Origin of the sequence: Bacillus sp. FSL K6-3154 (genome assembly GCF_040869395.1) — a bacterium.
In the GTDB taxonomy this organism is placed as follows: Bacteria; Bacillota; Bacilli; order Bacillales; family Bacillaceae; genus Bacillus; species Bacillus safensis.
On sequence record NZ_CP152033.1, the window covers coordinates 3,005,349 to 3,020,523 of the forward strand.

Annotated in this window: 16 protein-coding genes, 2 riboswitches and 1 other annotated feature; of the genes, 11 read left to right on the forward strand and 5 right to left on the reverse strand. The window is 41.7% G+C overall.

The features are described from left to right. The first annotated feature begins 189 nt into the window (after positions 1-189). Positions 190-299: riboswitch (guanidine-I (ykkC/yxkD leader) on the forward strand. Between the two features lie 67 nt (positions 300-366). Both MHH61_RS15525 and MHH61_RS15530 read left to right on the forward strand, forming a co-directional pair. Beyond that, positions 367-696, forward strand: coding sequence for a multidrug efflux SMR transporter (locus MHH61_RS15525; protein WP_025092310.1), 330 nt, complete (start codon positions 367-369; stop codon positions 694-696). Continuing rightward, positions 693-1,007, forward strand: coding sequence for a multidrug efflux SMR transporter (locus MHH61_RS15530; protein WP_024424636.1), 315 nt, complete (start codon positions 693-695; stop codon positions 1,005-1,007). Before MHH61_RS15525 ends, MHH61_RS15530 begins: the two co-directional genes overlap by 4 nt. Positions 1,008-1,143: 136 nt before the next feature. Here MHH61_RS15530 and MHH61_RS15535 read toward each other — a convergent pair whose 3' ends face one another. Beyond that, positions 1,144-1,329, reverse strand: a complete 186-nt coding sequence (locus MHH61_RS15535; RefSeq protein WP_024424637.1) for a hypothetical protein — start codon at positions 1,327-1,329, stop codon at positions 1,144-1,146. A 161-nt stretch (positions 1,330-1,490) separates the two neighbouring features. Here MHH61_RS15535 and purU point away from each other — a divergent pair, with 161 nt between their 5' ends. The 6 genes from purU (at position 1,491) to MHH61_RS15565 (ending at position 7,052) form a co-directional block, all read left to right on the forward strand. Then, positions 1,491-2,393, forward strand: coding sequence for a formyltetrahydrofolate deformylase (gene purU, locus MHH61_RS15540; RefSeq protein ID WP_024424638.1), 903 nt, complete (start codon positions 1,491-1,493; stop codon positions 2,391-2,393). 43 nt (positions 2,394-2,436) lie between these two features. Continuing rightward, positions 2,437-2,655, forward strand: a binding site (T-box leader). A gap of 55 nt (positions 2,656-2,710) precedes the next feature. Continuing rightward, on the forward strand, positions 2,711-3,808 hold the full coding sequence (gene proB, locus MHH61_RS15545; protein WP_024426807.1) for a glutamate 5-kinase: 1,098 nt from the start codon (positions 2,711-2,713) through the stop codon (positions 3,806-3,808). Positions 3,809-3,820: 12 nt separating this feature from the next. Continuing rightward, entirely contained in the window at positions 3,821-5,068 is a 1,248-nt protein-coding gene (locus tag MHH61_RS15550; protein WP_025092312.1) for a glutamate-5-semialdehyde dehydrogenase, read from the forward strand. A 124-nt stretch (positions 5,069-5,192) separates the two neighbouring features. Further along, positions 5,193-6,329, forward strand: a complete 1,137-nt coding sequence (locus tag MHH61_RS15555; RefSeq protein WP_125586325.1) for a tetratricopeptide repeat protein — start codon at positions 5,193-5,195, stop codon at positions 6,327-6,329. Then, positions 6,319-6,453: a hypothetical protein gene (locus tag MHH61_RS15560; RefSeq protein WP_024424642.1), complete on the forward strand. Its 135-nt coding sequence runs from the start codon at positions 6,319-6,321 to the stop codon at positions 6,451-6,453. The genes MHH61_RS15555 and MHH61_RS15560 overlap by 11 nt, the downstream gene beginning before the upstream one ends. A 170-nt stretch (positions 6,454-6,623) precedes the next feature. Continuing rightward, positions 6,624-7,052: an organic hydroperoxide resistance protein gene (locus MHH61_RS15565; protein WP_024424643.1), complete on the forward strand. Its 429-nt coding sequence runs from the start codon at positions 6,624-6,626 to the stop codon at positions 7,050-7,052. A gap of 32 nt (positions 7,053-7,084) precedes the next feature. Here the strand turns inward: MHH61_RS15565 and MHH61_RS15570 are convergent, their stop codons facing one another. Then, positions 7,085-7,531 carry a MarR family winged helix-turn-helix transcriptional regulator gene (locus MHH61_RS15570; protein WP_024424644.1) on the reverse strand — a complete coding sequence of 149 codons (447 nt, stop codon included), beginning with the start codon at positions 7,529-7,531 and terminating at the stop codon, positions 7,085-7,087. A gap of 161 nt (positions 7,532-7,692) precedes the next feature. Here MHH61_RS15570 and MHH61_RS15575 point away from each other — a divergent pair, with 161 nt between their 5' ends. Next, complete coding sequence (locus tag MHH61_RS15575) at positions 7,693-8,109, forward strand: organic hydroperoxide resistance protein (RefSeq protein WP_024424645.1); 417 nt, start codon at positions 7,693-7,695, stop codon at positions 8,107-8,109. Between the two features lie 237 nt (positions 8,110-8,346). Here the strand turns inward: MHH61_RS15575 and MHH61_RS15580 are convergent, their stop codons facing one another. The 3 genes from MHH61_RS15580 to MHH61_RS15590 all read right to left on the reverse strand — a co-directional run bounded on the left by MHH61_RS15580 (position 8,347) and on the right by MHH61_RS15590 (position 12,659). Continuing rightward, positions 8,347-8,817, reverse strand: a complete 471-nt coding sequence (locus MHH61_RS15580; RefSeq protein ID WP_024424646.1) for a nucleoside deaminase — start codon at positions 8,815-8,817, stop codon at positions 8,347-8,349. 139 nt (positions 8,818-8,956) lie between these two features. Further along, positions 8,957-11,245: a 5-methyltetrahydropteroyltriglutamate--homocysteine S-methyltransferase gene (gene metE / locus MHH61_RS15585; protein WP_103132213.1), complete on the reverse strand. Its 2,289-nt coding sequence runs from the start codon at positions 11,243-11,245 to the stop codon at positions 8,957-8,959. Positions 11,246-11,394: 149 nt separating this feature from the next. Then, a riboswitch (cobalamin riboswitch) is annotated at positions 11,395-11,586 on the reverse strand. A 113-nt stretch (positions 11,587-11,699) separates the two neighbouring features. After that, positions 11,700-12,659 carry a S8 family peptidase gene (locus tag MHH61_RS15590; protein WP_025092315.1) on the reverse strand — a complete coding sequence of 320 codons (960 nt, stop codon included), beginning with the start codon at positions 12,657-12,659 and terminating at the stop codon, positions 11,700-11,702. 443 nt (positions 12,660-13,102) lie between these two features. Between MHH61_RS15590 and MHH61_RS15595 the strand changes: the two genes are divergently transcribed. Both MHH61_RS15595 and MHH61_RS15600 read left to right on the forward strand, forming a co-directional pair. After that, a complete protein-coding gene (locus MHH61_RS15595) occupies positions 13,103-13,789 on the forward strand; it encodes a response regulator transcription factor (RefSeq protein ID WP_024424649.1) in 687 nt (228 codons plus the stop codon). 3 nt (positions 13,790-13,792) lie between these two features. After that, complete coding sequence (locus tag MHH61_RS15600) at positions 13,793-15,142, forward strand: ATP-binding protein (RefSeq protein WP_024426815.1); 1,350 nt, start codon at positions 13,793-13,795, stop codon at positions 15,140-15,142. Positions 15,143-15,175 lie beyond the last annotated feature (33 nt).

Sequence of the window (15,175 nt, forward strand, 5' to 3'; positions counted from 1 at the left end):
AAACAGTCCGCAAATCTTCTTTATCAGTTGACCTGCTTCTAACACTTAGTATACGGCGGTTCCATAAAAATTCTTTCGAAAAATGAACAAGTATATTTGCATGTGGAAAGCAAAGCGGTAGACCGGTATTTCGGGGTGTGATACAATTTTGACACACAGAATCTGCTTTAAGTCAGATCTGCTTATTAAGAAATGGTTTTCTAGGGTTCCGTGCGGGTGGCGCAGTCTGGACCGAGAGAAAACACATAGGGTCTAGACAATAGACCGTATGGACACGGAGGGATAAAAGCCCGGGAGATTTGATCAAACGATCGATTTCCGGGCTTTTTTTATTGCTTGGAATCGTTCAGAAAGGAAGAGAATCGGATGAAATGGGGAAATGTATTGATTGCAGCCATCTTTGAAGTTGGCTGGGTGATGGGGTTGAAATATGCTGACTCTTTATTGGAATGGGCCGCAACCATCGTTTGTATTGTCGTGAGCTTTTATTTACTCCTGAAAGCCACGACTGTACTGCCAGTTGGCACACTTTATGCCGTTTTCACCGGACTTGGGACAGCAGGTACTGTCATAGTAGGTATGGTACTGGGAGAGCCAGTACAGCTGGTGAAATTACTTTTAATCATGGTGCTTTTAAGTGGTGTATTAGGGCTTAAACTAACCACAGGTGAAAAGAAAGGAGAGACTGAATCATGAGCTGGCTTTTACTCATTGGTGCAGGCATTTTAGAAATGCTTTGTGTCACCATGATGAATCAATTCCAGAAAGACCGGCATGTCAAATGGATTTTATTCATTGCAGCTGGATTTTCGCTGTCCTTTCTCATGCTCTCTCTTGCGATGAATACAATTCCGATGGGAACGGCATACGCCATTTGGACTGGCATTGGAGCTGCTGGAGGAGCCATTGTCGGCATGCTGTTTTACGGTGAGTCGAAGGACGCAAAACGTATATTCTTTATCGCACTGATTTTATCTGCGGCGGTCGGGTTAAAAATCATTGAATAAGAAAAGGCTGTCATCTAACTGCCAGCCTCAGCATGTAGACAAACCCACACATTCTTTGTCAGGCCTACAATGGTTTTCTATCACGCTGAAAAAGAAGAAAAAGGGCTAAAATAAAAATCATTTTAGCCCTTTTTTGTTACATCGAATGATGATTGGAATCGTTTTCATTTTTGCGGTAAAGCTGACTCACTAGAAGAAAACAGACACCAAATGTGAGCAAAGGAATGAGTCTCTCACCGGCCATAAAAAGATAAATACCTGTGATCAGACATACGATGCCGAGCCAAAAGCTCACTTTACCAAACAAAGTCATGCTTTTCATCTCCATCACTCCTTTTGTGATAAAAGGTCTACTCACATTATATCACGCTAGGTGCAGAATTGAATGAATATTCAATAAAAAATGGACTCTTCATTGCTTTTTCTCTTTCCAGTCCAGTATAATATTTCATTAGAATGAAAACGCAAATGAGGTCATGATACATGAGAACATTGATTACAGAGAAACTTGAATTACACAGACAAAAGCACGAGCAAAAAGGCAGATTACTTGTCAGCTGCCCAGATCAGCCTGGTATTGTATCAGCTGTTTCTTCCTTTTTATTTGAGCACGGAGCGAACATCATTGAATCGAGCCAATACACAACTGATCATGAAAGCGGCCGGTTCTTTTTAAGAATTGAATTTGATTGGAAAGACATCTCGGCGAATATGGATCAATTGAAAAATAGTTTTGAGCCAATCGCAGCCTCATTTCAAATGACGTGGAGCATGTCGCGTGCAAGTGAGCTTAAAAAGCTGGCAATCTTTGTCTCAAAAGAGCTTCATTGTCTGCATGAGCTTCTGTGGGAATGGCAAAGCGGAAATTTAATGGCTGAAATCGCAGTTGTGATCAGCAATCATGAAACGGCAAAAGATACAGTAGAATCGCTTGGAATCCCATTCCATTTTGTAAAGGCGAACAAAGACATTCGCAAAGAAGCTGAAAAAGAGCAGCTCGCCTTATTAGAAGAGTACGACATTGATGTGGTTGTGCTTGCTAGATACATGCAAATTTTAACGCCTGGATTCATTGAAGAGCATCCGAACAAAATCATTAATATTCATCATTCCTTCCTGCCAGCGTTTATTGGTGCAAACCCATACAAGCGGGCATATGAGCGGGGGGTCAAATTAATTGGTGCGACTTCTCATTATGTCACCAATGATTTAGACGAAGGCCCGATCATTGAACAGGATATTGAGCGGGTCGATCACCGGGATGATGCGGAAGCCCTAAAAAATATTGGCCGGACAATTGAGCGCAGTGTGCTTGCACGTGCTGTCAAATGGCACCTTGAAGATCGCATTATTGTTCATGAGAATAAAACGATTGTCTTTAATTGACCGCTTGACTTTTCTTTAGCAATTGGTGATAATATAAAAAAATTAACGAGCGTTGAAAAGGAATAGTAAGCAGGAACTGATGCGTAAAGAGAGCAAATGATGTGCTGAAACATTTGCCGCAGACAGCTGCTGAACCTGCCCTTTGAGCCTTAGAGGAAAAATCTAAGCGCGTGCCTGGCGTTACAGGAGTTGAGTGGAATAAGCAGATCGCATGCTTATTCAATGAAGGTGGTACCACGGAAAATCCCTTTTCGTCCTTTACATAAGGAGAAATAGGGATTTTTTTGTGCCTAAAGGTATAGCGGAGGGAATCAAGGATGAAAAAGCAAAGGATCGTCATAAAAATTGGCAGCAGTTCATTAACAGAGCAAAAAGGAGCCATTGATGAACAAAAGATGCAGGATCATGTAAGAGCCATAGCAAAGCTCAAAGAAGCAGGTCATGAAATCATTTTAATTTCATCAGGAGCCGTTGCAGCAGGATTTGGCAGTTTAGGCTATCCATCAAGACCTGTGACCTTAAAGGGGAAACAGGCAGCTGCCGCCGTTGGACAGGGTTTGTTAATGCAGAAATATACAGAGCTTTTTTCACAGTTTCATATGATACCTGCTCAAATGCTTTTAACACGTAATGACTTTTCAGATCGAACAAGATATCGAAATGCGTACGCAACGATGATGGAGCTGCTTGAAAGAAAAATCTTGCCGATCATAAACGAAAATGATTCAGTCTCCATCGAGGAGCTTACCTTTGGGGATAATGACATGCTGTCAGCTCTTGTCAGTGGATTAATCCATGCAGACCAATTGATCATATTAACAGACATCAATGGCATTTATGATGCAAATCCAAATGAGCATCCTGAGGCGAAGCGATTTGATGTCCTGACCCACATTTCAGAAGAATTGTTTTCATATGCAAAGAGCACCGGTTCAAAGGTTGGAACAGGCGGAATGAAATCGAAGCTCTCAGCTGCACAAACGGCACTTTCACTTGGCGTGAAAGTCTTCATTGGCACAGGCACTGGGGAAGACAAGCTGCTTCGCATACTTGCGGGTCAAGGCGACGGAACGTATATCGGTGAACAGGATTTATCAGCTGTGAACAATCGCCGTCAATGGATTCAATTCCACTCACCGGTCTCTGGGAAGATCATGATTGATGCAGGAGCGGAAGCGGCGATTTTGCATAATGGCAGAAGCCTTCTTCCGGCAGGAGTTATTGATGTCGCTGGTGACTTTTCTAAAGGAGAAGTCGTAGAAGTCGTCGGTCCAAACGGATTAGTTGGTAAGGGACAAACCTTGTACGCCTCCGATGAGCTTCTCGGCATTAAAGGAATGCGAAGTGACGAGCTTGCAAAAGAGAAGCCTGAGGTCATACACCGAGATCACTGGGTACAGCATGTACAAAACTGAGGAGGGAATACGATGAATGAAGTTCTTGAAAAAGCCAAAAAAGCAAGTGCAGCCAAAGATCAGCTGCTTCTAAAAACGACGGAACAAAAAAATGCTGCCCTGCACGCCATTGCCAGTGCACTAAAAGCATCTTCAGCTTATTTAATAGAAGAGAACCAAAAAGATGTTCAGGCTGCTGAGGAAAAGCAGTTCACGCCATCTGTCATTGACCGGATCACACTCACGGAAGAGAGAATTGAAGCCATTGCAGATGCGACCCTTCAACTCATTCAGCTAAAAGACCCAATTGGTGAAACGTTAGAAACCATTCAAAAAGAAAACGGTCTGTTCATCGAAAAGGTCCGTGTACCGCTTGGAACGGTTGGAATGATTTATGAAGCAAGACCAAACGTGACAGTCGATGCTGCGACCCTTTGCTTGAAAACTGGGAATGCTGTGATTCTGCGCGGAAGCTCATCTGCTATTCATAGTAATAAAGCGATTGTAAAGGTGATTCATGAAGCGCTTCATACGACGGATATTCCAGTAGACAGTGTGCAATTAATTGAAGATACTGGCCGTGAAACGGCAAAAACACTGTTCACCTTAAATGAATACCTAGATGTCCTCATTCCGCGCGGCGGGAAGAATTTAATTGATCTTGTCGTGAGAGAGTCAACTGTGCCGGTGCTTGAGACAGGTGCAGGAAATTGTCATATCTACATTGATGAAACAGCGAAAAACGAAATGGCTGAGCGGATTGTGCTCAATGCCAAAACTCAAAGACCTTCTGTTTGTAATGCGATCGAGAGCATTGTCATTCATAAAACATGGGCAAACAACTACGGTGCTTCCTTATTTGAAGCCCTTCAATCCAATGGGGTAGAAATACGCGGTGATGAAGCCGTTTGCGCGCTTGCTCCTAGTGCTGCATTAGCGACAAATGAGGACTATGCAACGGAGTTTTTAGCACCGATCGTCAGTATTAAAATTGTAGAAAACATAGAACAAGCGATTAAGCATATTCAAACATATAGCTCTAAGCACTCTGAAGCGATCATTACGGAAAACGATGAGCATGCAGCCCTTTTCTTAACAGCAGTCGATGCTGCCGCTGTTTATCATAATGCCTCTACTCGTTTCACAGATGGATTTGAATTTGGCTATGGAGCGGAAATAGGAATTAGTACGCAAAAACTTCATGCAAGAGGGCCAATGGGTCTGCCAGCCTTAACGTCTGAAAAATTTGTCATTCGTGGTCAAGGACAAATAAGAGAATAACGAATTTAAAAGAGAGTCTTGTGACAACAGGCTCTCTTTTTCCTTTCATTTTTGTATTTCTCCGGTCAAGTATGATAAAATATGGTAATGTTTTATATTTTGAGAAGATTGGAGAAGGCAACGTATGGCGAAAATCATTCCCTCTTCGGATATTGGAGTGAAAATCAACAAGTGGTATGAATTAATCCGCAGATTTGATTCCGAACAAGCAGAACTGTTAAAGCAGGAAATTCGCACCTCTCTTGATTCAATGGAAGAAGATCAGAATTTGCTTCTCTATTTTTCTTTAATGGAATTTAGGCATGAGGTCATGCTCGATTATTTAAAGCCATTAAAGGAAGGAAAGCTTCGCGCCAACTTTTCCGAGCTTTCGAAAGAAATAGATGAGCATCAAACGCATGTCACAGGCATGCTTGAATACTACTATCATTTTTTTAGAGGCATGTATGAATTCGGGCGGAGGGAGTATATTGCTGCCATATCGTCTTATCAAAAGGCAGAGCATAAGCTTTCTTTTGTATCAGATGATATTGAACGTGCGGAATTTCATTTTAAAATGTCAGAAATATATTATCACATGAAACAAACTCATATCTCGATGCACCATGCTAAACTAGCGCTGGATGTTTATGTTCAGCATGAACTGTATGCGCTTCGCACGATTCAGTGTGAATTTATTGTGGCCGGTAACTACGATGATATGAGAAGGCATGAAAAAGCATTACCACATCTCGAAAGAGCACTTGCGAGATCAAGAGAGTTTCAAAATGTGCGTTTTATTGCCTCCTCTTTGTTTAATATGGGCAACAGTTATTACCGAATGGGAGACTTGGGCCGCGCACTCGAATTAATGAAAGAATCCATCTCGTTATTTGATGAAAATCAATCCGATCATCTTCGTCGATCTATAGACCCTCTTTATACAGCCGCTCAGATATTATACAAACAAGGAAAACACGAAGAAGCATTACACTACAGAGAAGAATGTATGAAGAGAGCAGAAGCTCTTCAAGATGACATTCATATTCAGAAAACCATATTTCTAGAAGCATTGTATTTAAGACAAGATGCTGAGCATATTAAACGAATTTTCCATTTTTTAGAGTCTGCCTATGCATATCCAGATATAGAGGAGCTGGCATTAGATACCGCAAAGTATTATAATGAAATGGGGGATTATGAAAAATCTTCCATGTTCTATGGGGAAGCGGAACATGCTCGAATCTATATTCAGAGAGGGGATTGTTTATATGAATTTTAAAAAATGGGCAGTCGTCTGTACAAGTATCACCATTATGGCATTGTGGCTGGCAGCAGCAAATGCCGACCCAGATAACAGAAACCATACGCTAGAACAACCGAATCCGCAGCATGACACGATCTAAAAGCCCTTTTTAAAGGGCTTTTTTTACTGCCTAACAATTTCCGGACATACTCATAAAAAGGGTTCAGGCAGGAAAACTTAAAAAAGAGTATTTATTGATTGACTCTGTAATTTAAATTGTGTACAATTCAATTGTAGAAAACATTATTGGAGAGAAAGAGGGTTATATTCATGTCAGACGTTTTATTTACAGCAACGGTATCAGCTGTAGGAGGAAGAGAAGGTAAGGTTGTTTCAACAGATGGTGTACTTGAACATGATGTAGCAATGCCTGGAACACCAAGAGCAAAAAAACTTGAAAAAGCAACAAATCCAGAGCAATTATTCGCAGCAGGCTACTCTGCATGTTTTGATTCAGCCCTTCAAATGGTAGCGAGACAAGAGCGTATTCGCTTTGAAAGTGAAGTTACAGCACATGTCAGCTTATTAAAAGACAGTTCAGATGGCGGCTTCAAACTAGGCGTTCAATTAGAGGTAAAAGGAACTGGAATTGAGCAGTCAGCATTAGAAGAACTTGTTCATAAAGCACACGGCGTTTGCCCATATTCAAAAGCAACTCAAGGAAACATCGAAGTAGAACTAGTAGCTGTCGCACAATAATAGACATTATAAAAGGCTGAGGGAACATTCCCTCAGCCTTTTGATTGTGTTAAATTTTGCAAAAGCTCATGTAAAGAGGCACGCAGTGTTTTTAGCTCTTCTTCCGATCTGCCTGTCCCAGTCAGCATGTGAGACGGAATCGCAGTGGCCTTTTCTTTTAGCTGCTCTCCATATTCCGTTAAACGAATTTGTACAGACCGCTCATCCTCTTTCGAGCGTTCTCGGATAATGAGTCCATTTTGCTCCATTCGTTTCAGCATGGGCGTGAGTGTACCGGAGTCTAAATAGAGAAGCTCTCCCATCGTTTTCACATTTAATGTTCCATGCTCCCACAATAAAAGCAGTGCCAAATATTGCGGGTACGTAATGTTTAATTCTTCTAACAACGGTTTATACTGCTTCGTCATCTCTCGTGAACTTGCATATAACAAGAAACAAAGCTGATTTTCCAGCTTCATATGTTCAAATTCATTTGTCATGTCAGTCACCAACTATTTTTTGTCATACTTATCATTGTATAAGATTTTCTTCCTTTTTAAAATAAATACAGACGAAAAATGAAAAATTCTTCAATGTGCGATAAATGTTTGAGAAATGAATAGAACGTGAAAAGGATGAATAGATGAAGGAGGAGATGAAGATGAAACCATTATTCACAGCAAAAGTAAAGGCGCAGCATGGAAGAGCTGGACATGTTCGTTCAGAGGATGGTGTGCTCGACCATAACATTGTCATGCCTAACGCAAAGAAAGATGGAGAGACTGGTACAAACCCAGAGCAATTATTTGCAGCAGGCTATGCAGCTTGTTTCGGAGGAGCACTTGAGCACGTAGCGAAGAAGCAAGGGATAGAAATAGAATCGGAAGTAGAAGGACATGTCAGTCTTTTAAAAGATGAAAGCGACGGCGGCTTTAAGCTTGGCGTAAAGCTGATTGTGTCTGCGAAAGGTCATGATCATGACAAAGTGAAAGAGCTTGTCCATGCTGCACATGAATTCTGTCCATATTCAAAAGCAACAAGAGGGAACATTGAAGTAGAGCTTGAAGTGGCGGAGTAATAGTAGAAGACACCTGCTTACCCGCAGGTGTCCAGCGTGTAGACAAACCCTCGCATTCGGTGTCAGGTCTGCGCTCCAGTGCTCACGAATCTCGAATTCGCTCCGCTCCGGTGCTCGTCCTTCCTAGACTGCAAAGGTTTTCTATCACGCTGAAAAGAAGACAAAGGGCTAAAATAAAGATCATTTTAGCCCTTTGTCAACAATCCGCAACACCTGCTTACGAGCAGGTGTCTTTTTTTAATATTCTTTCTTTTTATCGTATGCTTCCCATGCTTCAAATGGTGCAAGGGTTTTTTGAGGTGTCAGCTTGTAAAATGGTATATTTCTTGATTCGTATTCTTTGTTGATTTCTTCATAAATAAATGAGTCATCAAAACCAGAATCCGCTGCATCCTGATGTCCAGCAGCAAAATACACAGCTTTTGGTCTAGCCCAGTAAATAGCGCCAAGGCACATCGGACAAGGCTCGCAGCTTGTGTATAGAATGCAATCTTCTAATTGGTATGTATGTAGAGTTTGGCACGCTTTGCGAATGGCTGTGACTTCTGCATGTGCGGTTGGATCGTTACTCGTTGTCACGTTGTTGCTGCCCTCTGCAATAATCTGACCATCCTTGACAATGACTGCTCCAAAAGGGCCGCCAGTACCACTATTGACTCCTTCTACTGCAAGATCAATTGCGCGTTGTAAAAAATCTTCGTGATTCATTGTCTTCCTCCCTTTGTTCGACTGACTTCTCTAGTATAAACGAATCATGCTAGAAAAGAAATCATCATAGTAGGAGATCGAACAGGCCAATTTGCGCATAAAAAACCCCTGCCGAGTTCAGCAGGGGAGAGACATTCAATTAAGCGTGCTGCGCCAGCTTTTTACGAGCGACTTCAGCAGCTGTGACCATGTTTTTCAAAGCAGCAATGGTTTCAGGCTCTTGTCTAGTTTTTAGACCACAATCCGGATTCACCCAGAAGCGATCTGTTGGACAAACGTTCAGCGCATCATCAATAATTTCGCTCATTTCTTCAACAGATGGAACGCGCGGGCTATGGATGTCATAAACACCTAGTCCAAGTCCTTTCAAATACGGGTGTTTTTCTAAGTAATCGAGGAATCCGCCATGACTGCGTGAATGTTCAATTGTAATCACGTCAGCATCCAAGTCTTCGATTGTATCGACAATATCCTCGAAGTTACTGTAGCACATATGTGTATGAATTTGTGTTTCATTTTGAACGGATGATGTGGATAAACGGAATGACTCTGCTGCCCAGTTTAAATATTCTGCCCAATCACTTTCTTTGAGCGGAAGTCCTTCTCTTAGCGCAGGCTCATCCACTTGGATCACTTGAATACCAGCTGCTTCTAAAGCTTCTACCTCTTTACGCAAAGCGAAAGCGATTTGGAAAGCAATGTCTTTGCGAGAGATATCCGTTCTTGGGAAAGACCAGTTTAAGATGGTAACAGGTCCTGTCAGCATGCCCTTGACTTTTTTCTTTGTTAAACTTTGTGCGTAAACTGTCTCTTTCACTGTCATTGGCTCTGTAAACTCTACATCTCCATAAATGATTGGCGGCTTCACGCAGCGTGATCCATAGGATTGAACCCAAGCAAATTTCGTAAAGGCAAATCCGGCTAGCTTCTCGCCGAAGTATTCAACCATGTCTGTACGTTCAAATTCCCCATGTACGAGCACATCCAGACCAATTTCTTCTTGAATATCAATCCATCGTTTTGTTTCTTTCTTAATAAACTCATCATACTCTGCATCTGTCCACTCATTTTTGCGCCACTTTTGACGAGCACTGCGCACTTCGGCAGACTGCGGGAAACTGCCAATTGTTGTTGTTGGAAGAAGCGGGAGCTCAAGAGATTCGTTTTGGATACGAAGGCGTTCTTCAAAGGCAGCTGGACGTTTAAAATCTTTCGATGAAAGATTGTTGCGTTCCGCTGTTAGATCCGCATTTGTTCCTTTTGCGAACTCTTTTAAGGTAAGAAGTGCTTGTGCTGCTTCGTTAATATCAGCATCAATGGCAGCTGCTCCTTTTGTTAAACCTTCTTTTAGCAGTGTCAATTCAGCCAGCTTTTCAGTGGCATAAGACAGTCCGTTTAATAGTTTTTCTTCAAGCTGTTCGCTTGGGTGTTTGGCAACTGGCACATGCAGCAAGCTGCTTGATGGCTGCAGCCACACTTCTTTCGGCTGAACGTCAGCAATGACTTCAGAAATAAAGGATAATCTTTCGCCAAGGTCTGATCTCCAAATATTTCTTCCATCAATGACGCCTGCTGCTAAAATTTTATCTTTCGGGAAGCCGTGCTTTTTCACTTGATCAAGGTTGCGCCCTTGATCATGGACAAAATCAAGACCGATTGCTTCAACAGGATAGGTGACAAGCTCTTCATACGCATCTACTGAATCAAAGTATGTTTGAAGAAGAATGTTCAACCCAGGTACGGCTTCTTTGATCGTTTGATAGATTTCTTTTACGGCTTTTACGTCTTCACTGGAAGCTGTGACAAGTGCAGGTTCATCAATTTGAACCCATTTGACGCCTGCTTCTTTAAGTTCTTTTAAAAGCTGAGTATAAAGCGGCACTAGACGCTGCTGGATTTCTTTCACTTCATTTGCTTCATAACCTTTAGAGAGTGAGACAAATGTATATAGACCAAGTACAACCGGTTTTGTTTCAACACCAAACGCCTTTTTCACCTTTTCGTAAGCTTCAAGCGGTTTATTGTGTGTGAGTTTAAATTCTGTGCTTTTTTCGTATTCTGGAACGATGTAGTGATAGTTTGTATTAAACCATTTTGTCATTTCACTTGAGACGGCATCTTTTGTTCCTCTTGCCATCGCGAAGTATGTATCTAGCGGGTCTTTTAAGCTGCGGAAGCGCTCTGGAATCCAATTGAACATAACAGCGGTATCCAGCACGTGATCATAGAAGGTAAAGTCTCCAGAAGGAACAACATCAATTTGTTGATCGATTTGTGTTTTAATGGCAGTTAAAAATTGTTCATCCAGTGTGCTTAAGAGGGTTTCGCGGTCTGTTTGACCTTTCCAGTAAGACTCAAGTGCTTTTTTCCATTCTCTGTTTAAACCAATTCGCGGAAAGCCTAGATTACTTGTTTTAACAATTGTCAATTCCAATTCCTCCTCTAAATATAAAAAGACATTTACGCTCATGATCATGATTGATGAGGTAAATGTCTGGTTTAAAAGACAAAATGTGTGTGCGAAATAAGGCGTGAGTATCACTGACGCTTTTCCGACATCTCCTATCAACCGTAGGGGGTTTGATGTGATAGAGCGGCTGGTATCCTGGCTGGTGAATCTGCAAGCTTTTCATCCTTCCCATCCTAATGACAGTGGATTCCTGAGAAAAGCTCTCCTCACTCACAGTGGCGGGACCGCGCCGGATTTTCACCGGTCTTCCCAATTAAAATTCGACGTGTAATCGAATTACCGACTCTCAAACTATGAATTTATTGTGTTCGATTATATAACGTTCACTTCATTTCGTCAAAGTAAATTTTGAATAATTTTAATTAAAAAAATCCTGAGAAAATTCTATCTCTTCTCAGGACCTCTATTTAAGCTATAGAGATAAAAGATCTGCTTCCAATGTTTTTTCTAAAAGGACATCAGGCGCAGTTAAATATAAAAATCCATTCCCTACAAGGGCTTTCGACTGCTTTAATGGAAGGGTTCTTCTGACAAGCTGAGCATAAACCTCAGGCTCTGTCAGCTTGCGCTGGAACGCTTCTTCTTCAGCATTTTTAATAATGGCTAGTGCACCGCTTACGTGAGGGGCAGCCATTGAAGTCCCTGTGAGCCTGCCGTATTTATGGTTAGGGAGAGTGGATAAAATGTCTTCTCCTGGAGCGACGAGGTCGATTTCTTTATTGGCGTTAGAAAATTCAGAGGATTCTCTAGCAAGGGAAACAGAACCGACGGCAATGACTTCATTGTATGCTGCTGGGTAGGAGAACTCTTCCGTACGCTCGTCCCCGTCCCCTTCATTTCCTGCTGCGCACACAACAAGCACACCGCTTTTTACCGCATTTTGAATGGCTTCCTGCAGGGCAGGCTCATTGCTTGGACCACCGAGAGACATGGAGATAATATCCACCTTCTGCTCTGCGGCATAGTTGATGCCATCAATGATCCACTCATATTTTCCGCTGCCATTTTCACCGCCAAGAACTTTCACGATGAGAAGCTTGGCTTCAGGGGCAACCCCTAAAATTCCGCCATTTTGATCTGTTGCGGCAATCGTTCCTGCTACATGGGTACCATGCCCATTGTAGTCTTTTACATTTTCAGCATCTCCATCGTCATCATCGGTAAAGTTCTTCACACCGATAATCTGATCTTTTAAGTCGGGATGCTCTGTGTCACAGCCTGTATCAAGGACAGCAATGGTTATGCCTTTTCCTTTGAAGCCACTTGACCAAAGTTCGGGTGCTTTAATCTCCTGAATACTTTCCGGCGTCTCTTTCGCTTCCATCACATTGGCTTTTACTTCATACGGAATTAAGCGAATTTCACCTTTCATAAGAAAGCCCTCCTTATTTTGTTTTCAAAGTAGATTCAGGCTGCATAATGTTATTGTATAAAAGAAACTTTTGATCGGAAAGGGTCAATTGTAATAATTTTTCAAATAATCAATCTATTATCAAAAGTGCAGTTCTCCTCACATATTGACGAAAGAGCTCACCTTTTGAAGAAAACTCTTGATATCATATGAAAAAGAAGGAAATGCTGCATAGTGAGGTTGCACCTGTACAGATGAAAATGGGTGAATAGAACTAAAAGCGGCAGACTAAAAAATAATGAGATGAAGTAACAACTTGAGAAGTAGGCTCAAGTTAAATGTTTTTTCTCAAAAATAATTCCCTCCATAAAAAAATAGATGTGAAGATTGTGACTGTTCCAAATAAGAAAGGCAACATATAATAATGGAAAGACAAGCTTGCCTTTTAGATAGGAGAGATAGAGATGAACAAAGGGAAGATACTCGTAGTCGAAGATGAAAAGAAAATCGCAAGGGTGCTGTCACTTGAGCTTGAATATGAAGGATATGAGGTAACAGTCAAAGAGACAGGAATAGACGGGCTTCAGGCTCTTGAAGAAGATAGCTTCGATTTGGTTCTGCTTGATGTCATGCTTCCAGAGTTAAGCGGGCTTGAAGTGCTGAGAAGGGTTCGGAAGACAAATACAGCGACACCTATTATTTTGATTACAGCAAGGGGAAGTGTTCCTGATAAAGTAAGCGGGCTCGATCTTGGGGCGAATGATTATATAACAAAACCTTTTGACATAGAAGAATTATTAGCACGAATTCGTGCACAGCTAAGGTTGAATATACATGCACAAGAAGAAAAGGAGACAGAGCTGAGCATAGCAGACTTAACGGTCAACGAGAAAACAAGAGAAATACAAAGGGCTGGGCAAATGCTTGAACTCACACCGAGAGAATATGACCTGCTTGTTCACTTACTGAACCATCAGCAGCAAGTGCTCACAAGAGATCAGCTTTTAACAGCGGTTTGGGGTTTTGATTATTTCGGTGATACAAACGTGGTAGATGTCTATATCCGTTATTTAAGGAAAAAAATCGATTACCCATTCGAAAAACAGCTGATTCACACAGTGAGAGGTGTGGGTTATGTGATGAAAGGATAAAGAATGAGATTAAAAAATAAGATTCAGCTTTATACGTCGTTGTCTTTGTTTTTAATGGTGCTCTTGTTTCATACAGCCATTTATTTTATTTTTTCGATGACCTTGACGCAAAAAGATATGTCCCGCTTGTCTGAGGTGGCTGAAAATATTGCGATTGCTTTAAAAAAATCAGAGGAAGAGGGTCTTCCGTCCTCGGAGCTGCTGAAGGCGTACCTGCCTCAAAATGGTATGATCCGTGTCGTGACAGAAACGGGAGAGTCAAAACTGACTGTCACAAAGGAATCAACGTTTAGCTCACTGCCTTTTACATACGAATCTGGCCAGACAGCAGAGATCAAAGAATACAATAAGCATATGATTGCGTTCGCTGCTATTCCGGTCATTTGGACAAATGGTGAGATTATGTCGCTTCAAGTATATGAAGAAATCGAAAATACGGAAGAGAACTTAGCGTTATTAAAAATGATTTTAATCGCTACCGGCGTTTTGTTTATTGTGCTTTCCTACTTTGCAGGCCACGTTTTAACAAAGCAAATTGTCAGGCCGATTAGCAGAATGACGAGTACCATGAAGGCAAGTATGAAAGAGAAGGCGTTTAAACGAATTGAATTAACAGGCGATTCAAAGGATGAACTATATCAAATGGGACAAACCTTTAATGAAATGTCCGAGATTCTCGAGAAGCATTATGAAAAAGAACAGCAATTTTTGCATGATGCCTCCCATGAATTGAAGACACCGATTACCGTCATTATGAGCTACAGCAATTTACTCAAACGCTGGGGGCAAACACGTCCAGAGGTTGTAGAAGAATCCTCCCAAGCGATTCATGATGAAGCGAAAAAAATGAAAAGACTGACAGATCAATTACTGACATTGGCGAAAAACGACCAGCCGTTATACTTGGATATGAAGCCGGTTGATCTTGGTCATTTGTGCAAGCAGCTATGCCATACACTTGAAGTGGCCACCAATCGAACGATTCAATCTCATGTGCAGACAGATCAGCCGCTGATCGCAGAAGGAGACGAAGAGAAAATCAAACAGCTTTTGACTATCTTAATTGATAATGCGGTCAAATATAGCAGAGAGCCAGTTGATGTGACCTGCGGATGGGCAGGAGACAAGCCATTTATTTCAGTGATTGATCAAGGAATTGGCATAAAAGAAGAGGATCTGCCGAAAATCTTTGACCGCTTTTTCCGTGTGGATGAAGCGAGAAACAGTGAGACGGGCGGAACCGGACTCGGTCTTTCAATTGCGAAGCAAATTGCAGAAGAACATGAGGCCGAGCTGAAGGTAGACAGCCGTATCGGCGAAGGAACAGCCATGACCATTCTTTTTCAGAAATAAATGGGTCTTTTCTCATCAATTTCTCATTTCCTC

What these genes read in the sequence shown, in the direction of transcription:
- MHH61_RS15525 (WP_025092310.1), top strand. Translation starts at nt 367, where the DNA reads ATGAAATGGGGAAATGTATTGATTGCAGCCATCTTTGAAGTTGGCTGG.
- MHH61_RS15530 (WP_024424636.1), top strand. Translation starts at nt 693, where the DNA reads ATGAGCTGGCTTTTACTCATTGGTGCAGGCATTTTAGAAATGCTTTGT.
- MHH61_RS15535 (WP_024424637.1), bottom strand. Translation starts at nt 1,329, where the DNA reads ATGAAAAGCATGACTTTGTTTGGTAAAGTGAGCTTTTGGCTCGGCATC.
- purU (WP_024424638.1), top strand. Translation starts at nt 1,491, where the DNA reads ATGAGAACATTGATTACAGAGAAACTTGAATTACACAGACAAAAGCAC.
- proB (WP_024426807.1), top strand. Translation starts at nt 2,711, where the DNA reads ATGAAAAAGCAAAGGATCGTCATAAAAATTGGCAGCAGTTCATTAACA.
- MHH61_RS15550 (WP_025092312.1), top strand. Translation starts at nt 3,821, where the DNA reads ATGAATGAAGTTCTTGAAAAAGCCAAAAAAGCAAGTGCAGCCAAAGAT.
- MHH61_RS15555 (WP_125586325.1), top strand. Translation starts at nt 5,193, where the DNA reads ATGGCGAAAATCATTCCCTCTTCGGATATTGGAGTGAAAATCAACAAG.
- MHH61_RS15560 (WP_024424642.1), top strand. Translation starts at nt 6,319, where the DNA reads ATGAATTTTAAAAAATGGGCAGTCGTCTGTACAAGTATCACCATTATG.
- MHH61_RS15565 (WP_024424643.1), top strand. Translation starts at nt 6,624, where the DNA reads ATGTCAGACGTTTTATTTACAGCAACGGTATCAGCTGTAGGAGGAAGA.
- MHH61_RS15570 (WP_024424644.1), bottom strand. Translation starts at nt 7,531, where the DNA reads ATGACAAATGAATTTGAACATATGAAGCTGGAAAATCAGCTTTGTTTC.
- MHH61_RS15575 (WP_024424645.1), top strand. Translation starts at nt 7,693, where the DNA reads ATGAAACCATTATTCACAGCAAAAGTAAAGGCGCAGCATGGAAGAGCT.
- MHH61_RS15580 (WP_024424646.1), bottom strand. Translation starts at nt 8,817, where the DNA reads ATGAATCACGAAGATTTTTTACAACGCGCAATTGATCTTGCAGTAGAA.
- MHH61_RS15590 (WP_025092315.1), bottom strand. Translation starts at nt 12,659, where the DNA reads ATGAAAGGTGAAATTCGCTTAATTCCGTATGAAGTAAAAGCCAATGTG.
- MHH61_RS15595 (WP_024424649.1), top strand. Translation starts at nt 13,103, where the DNA reads ATGAACAAAGGGAAGATACTCGTAGTCGAAGATGAAAAGAAAATCGCA.
- MHH61_RS15600 (WP_024426815.1), top strand. Translation starts at nt 13,793, where the DNA reads ATGAGATTAAAAAATAAGATTCAGCTTTATACGTCGTTGTCTTTGTTT.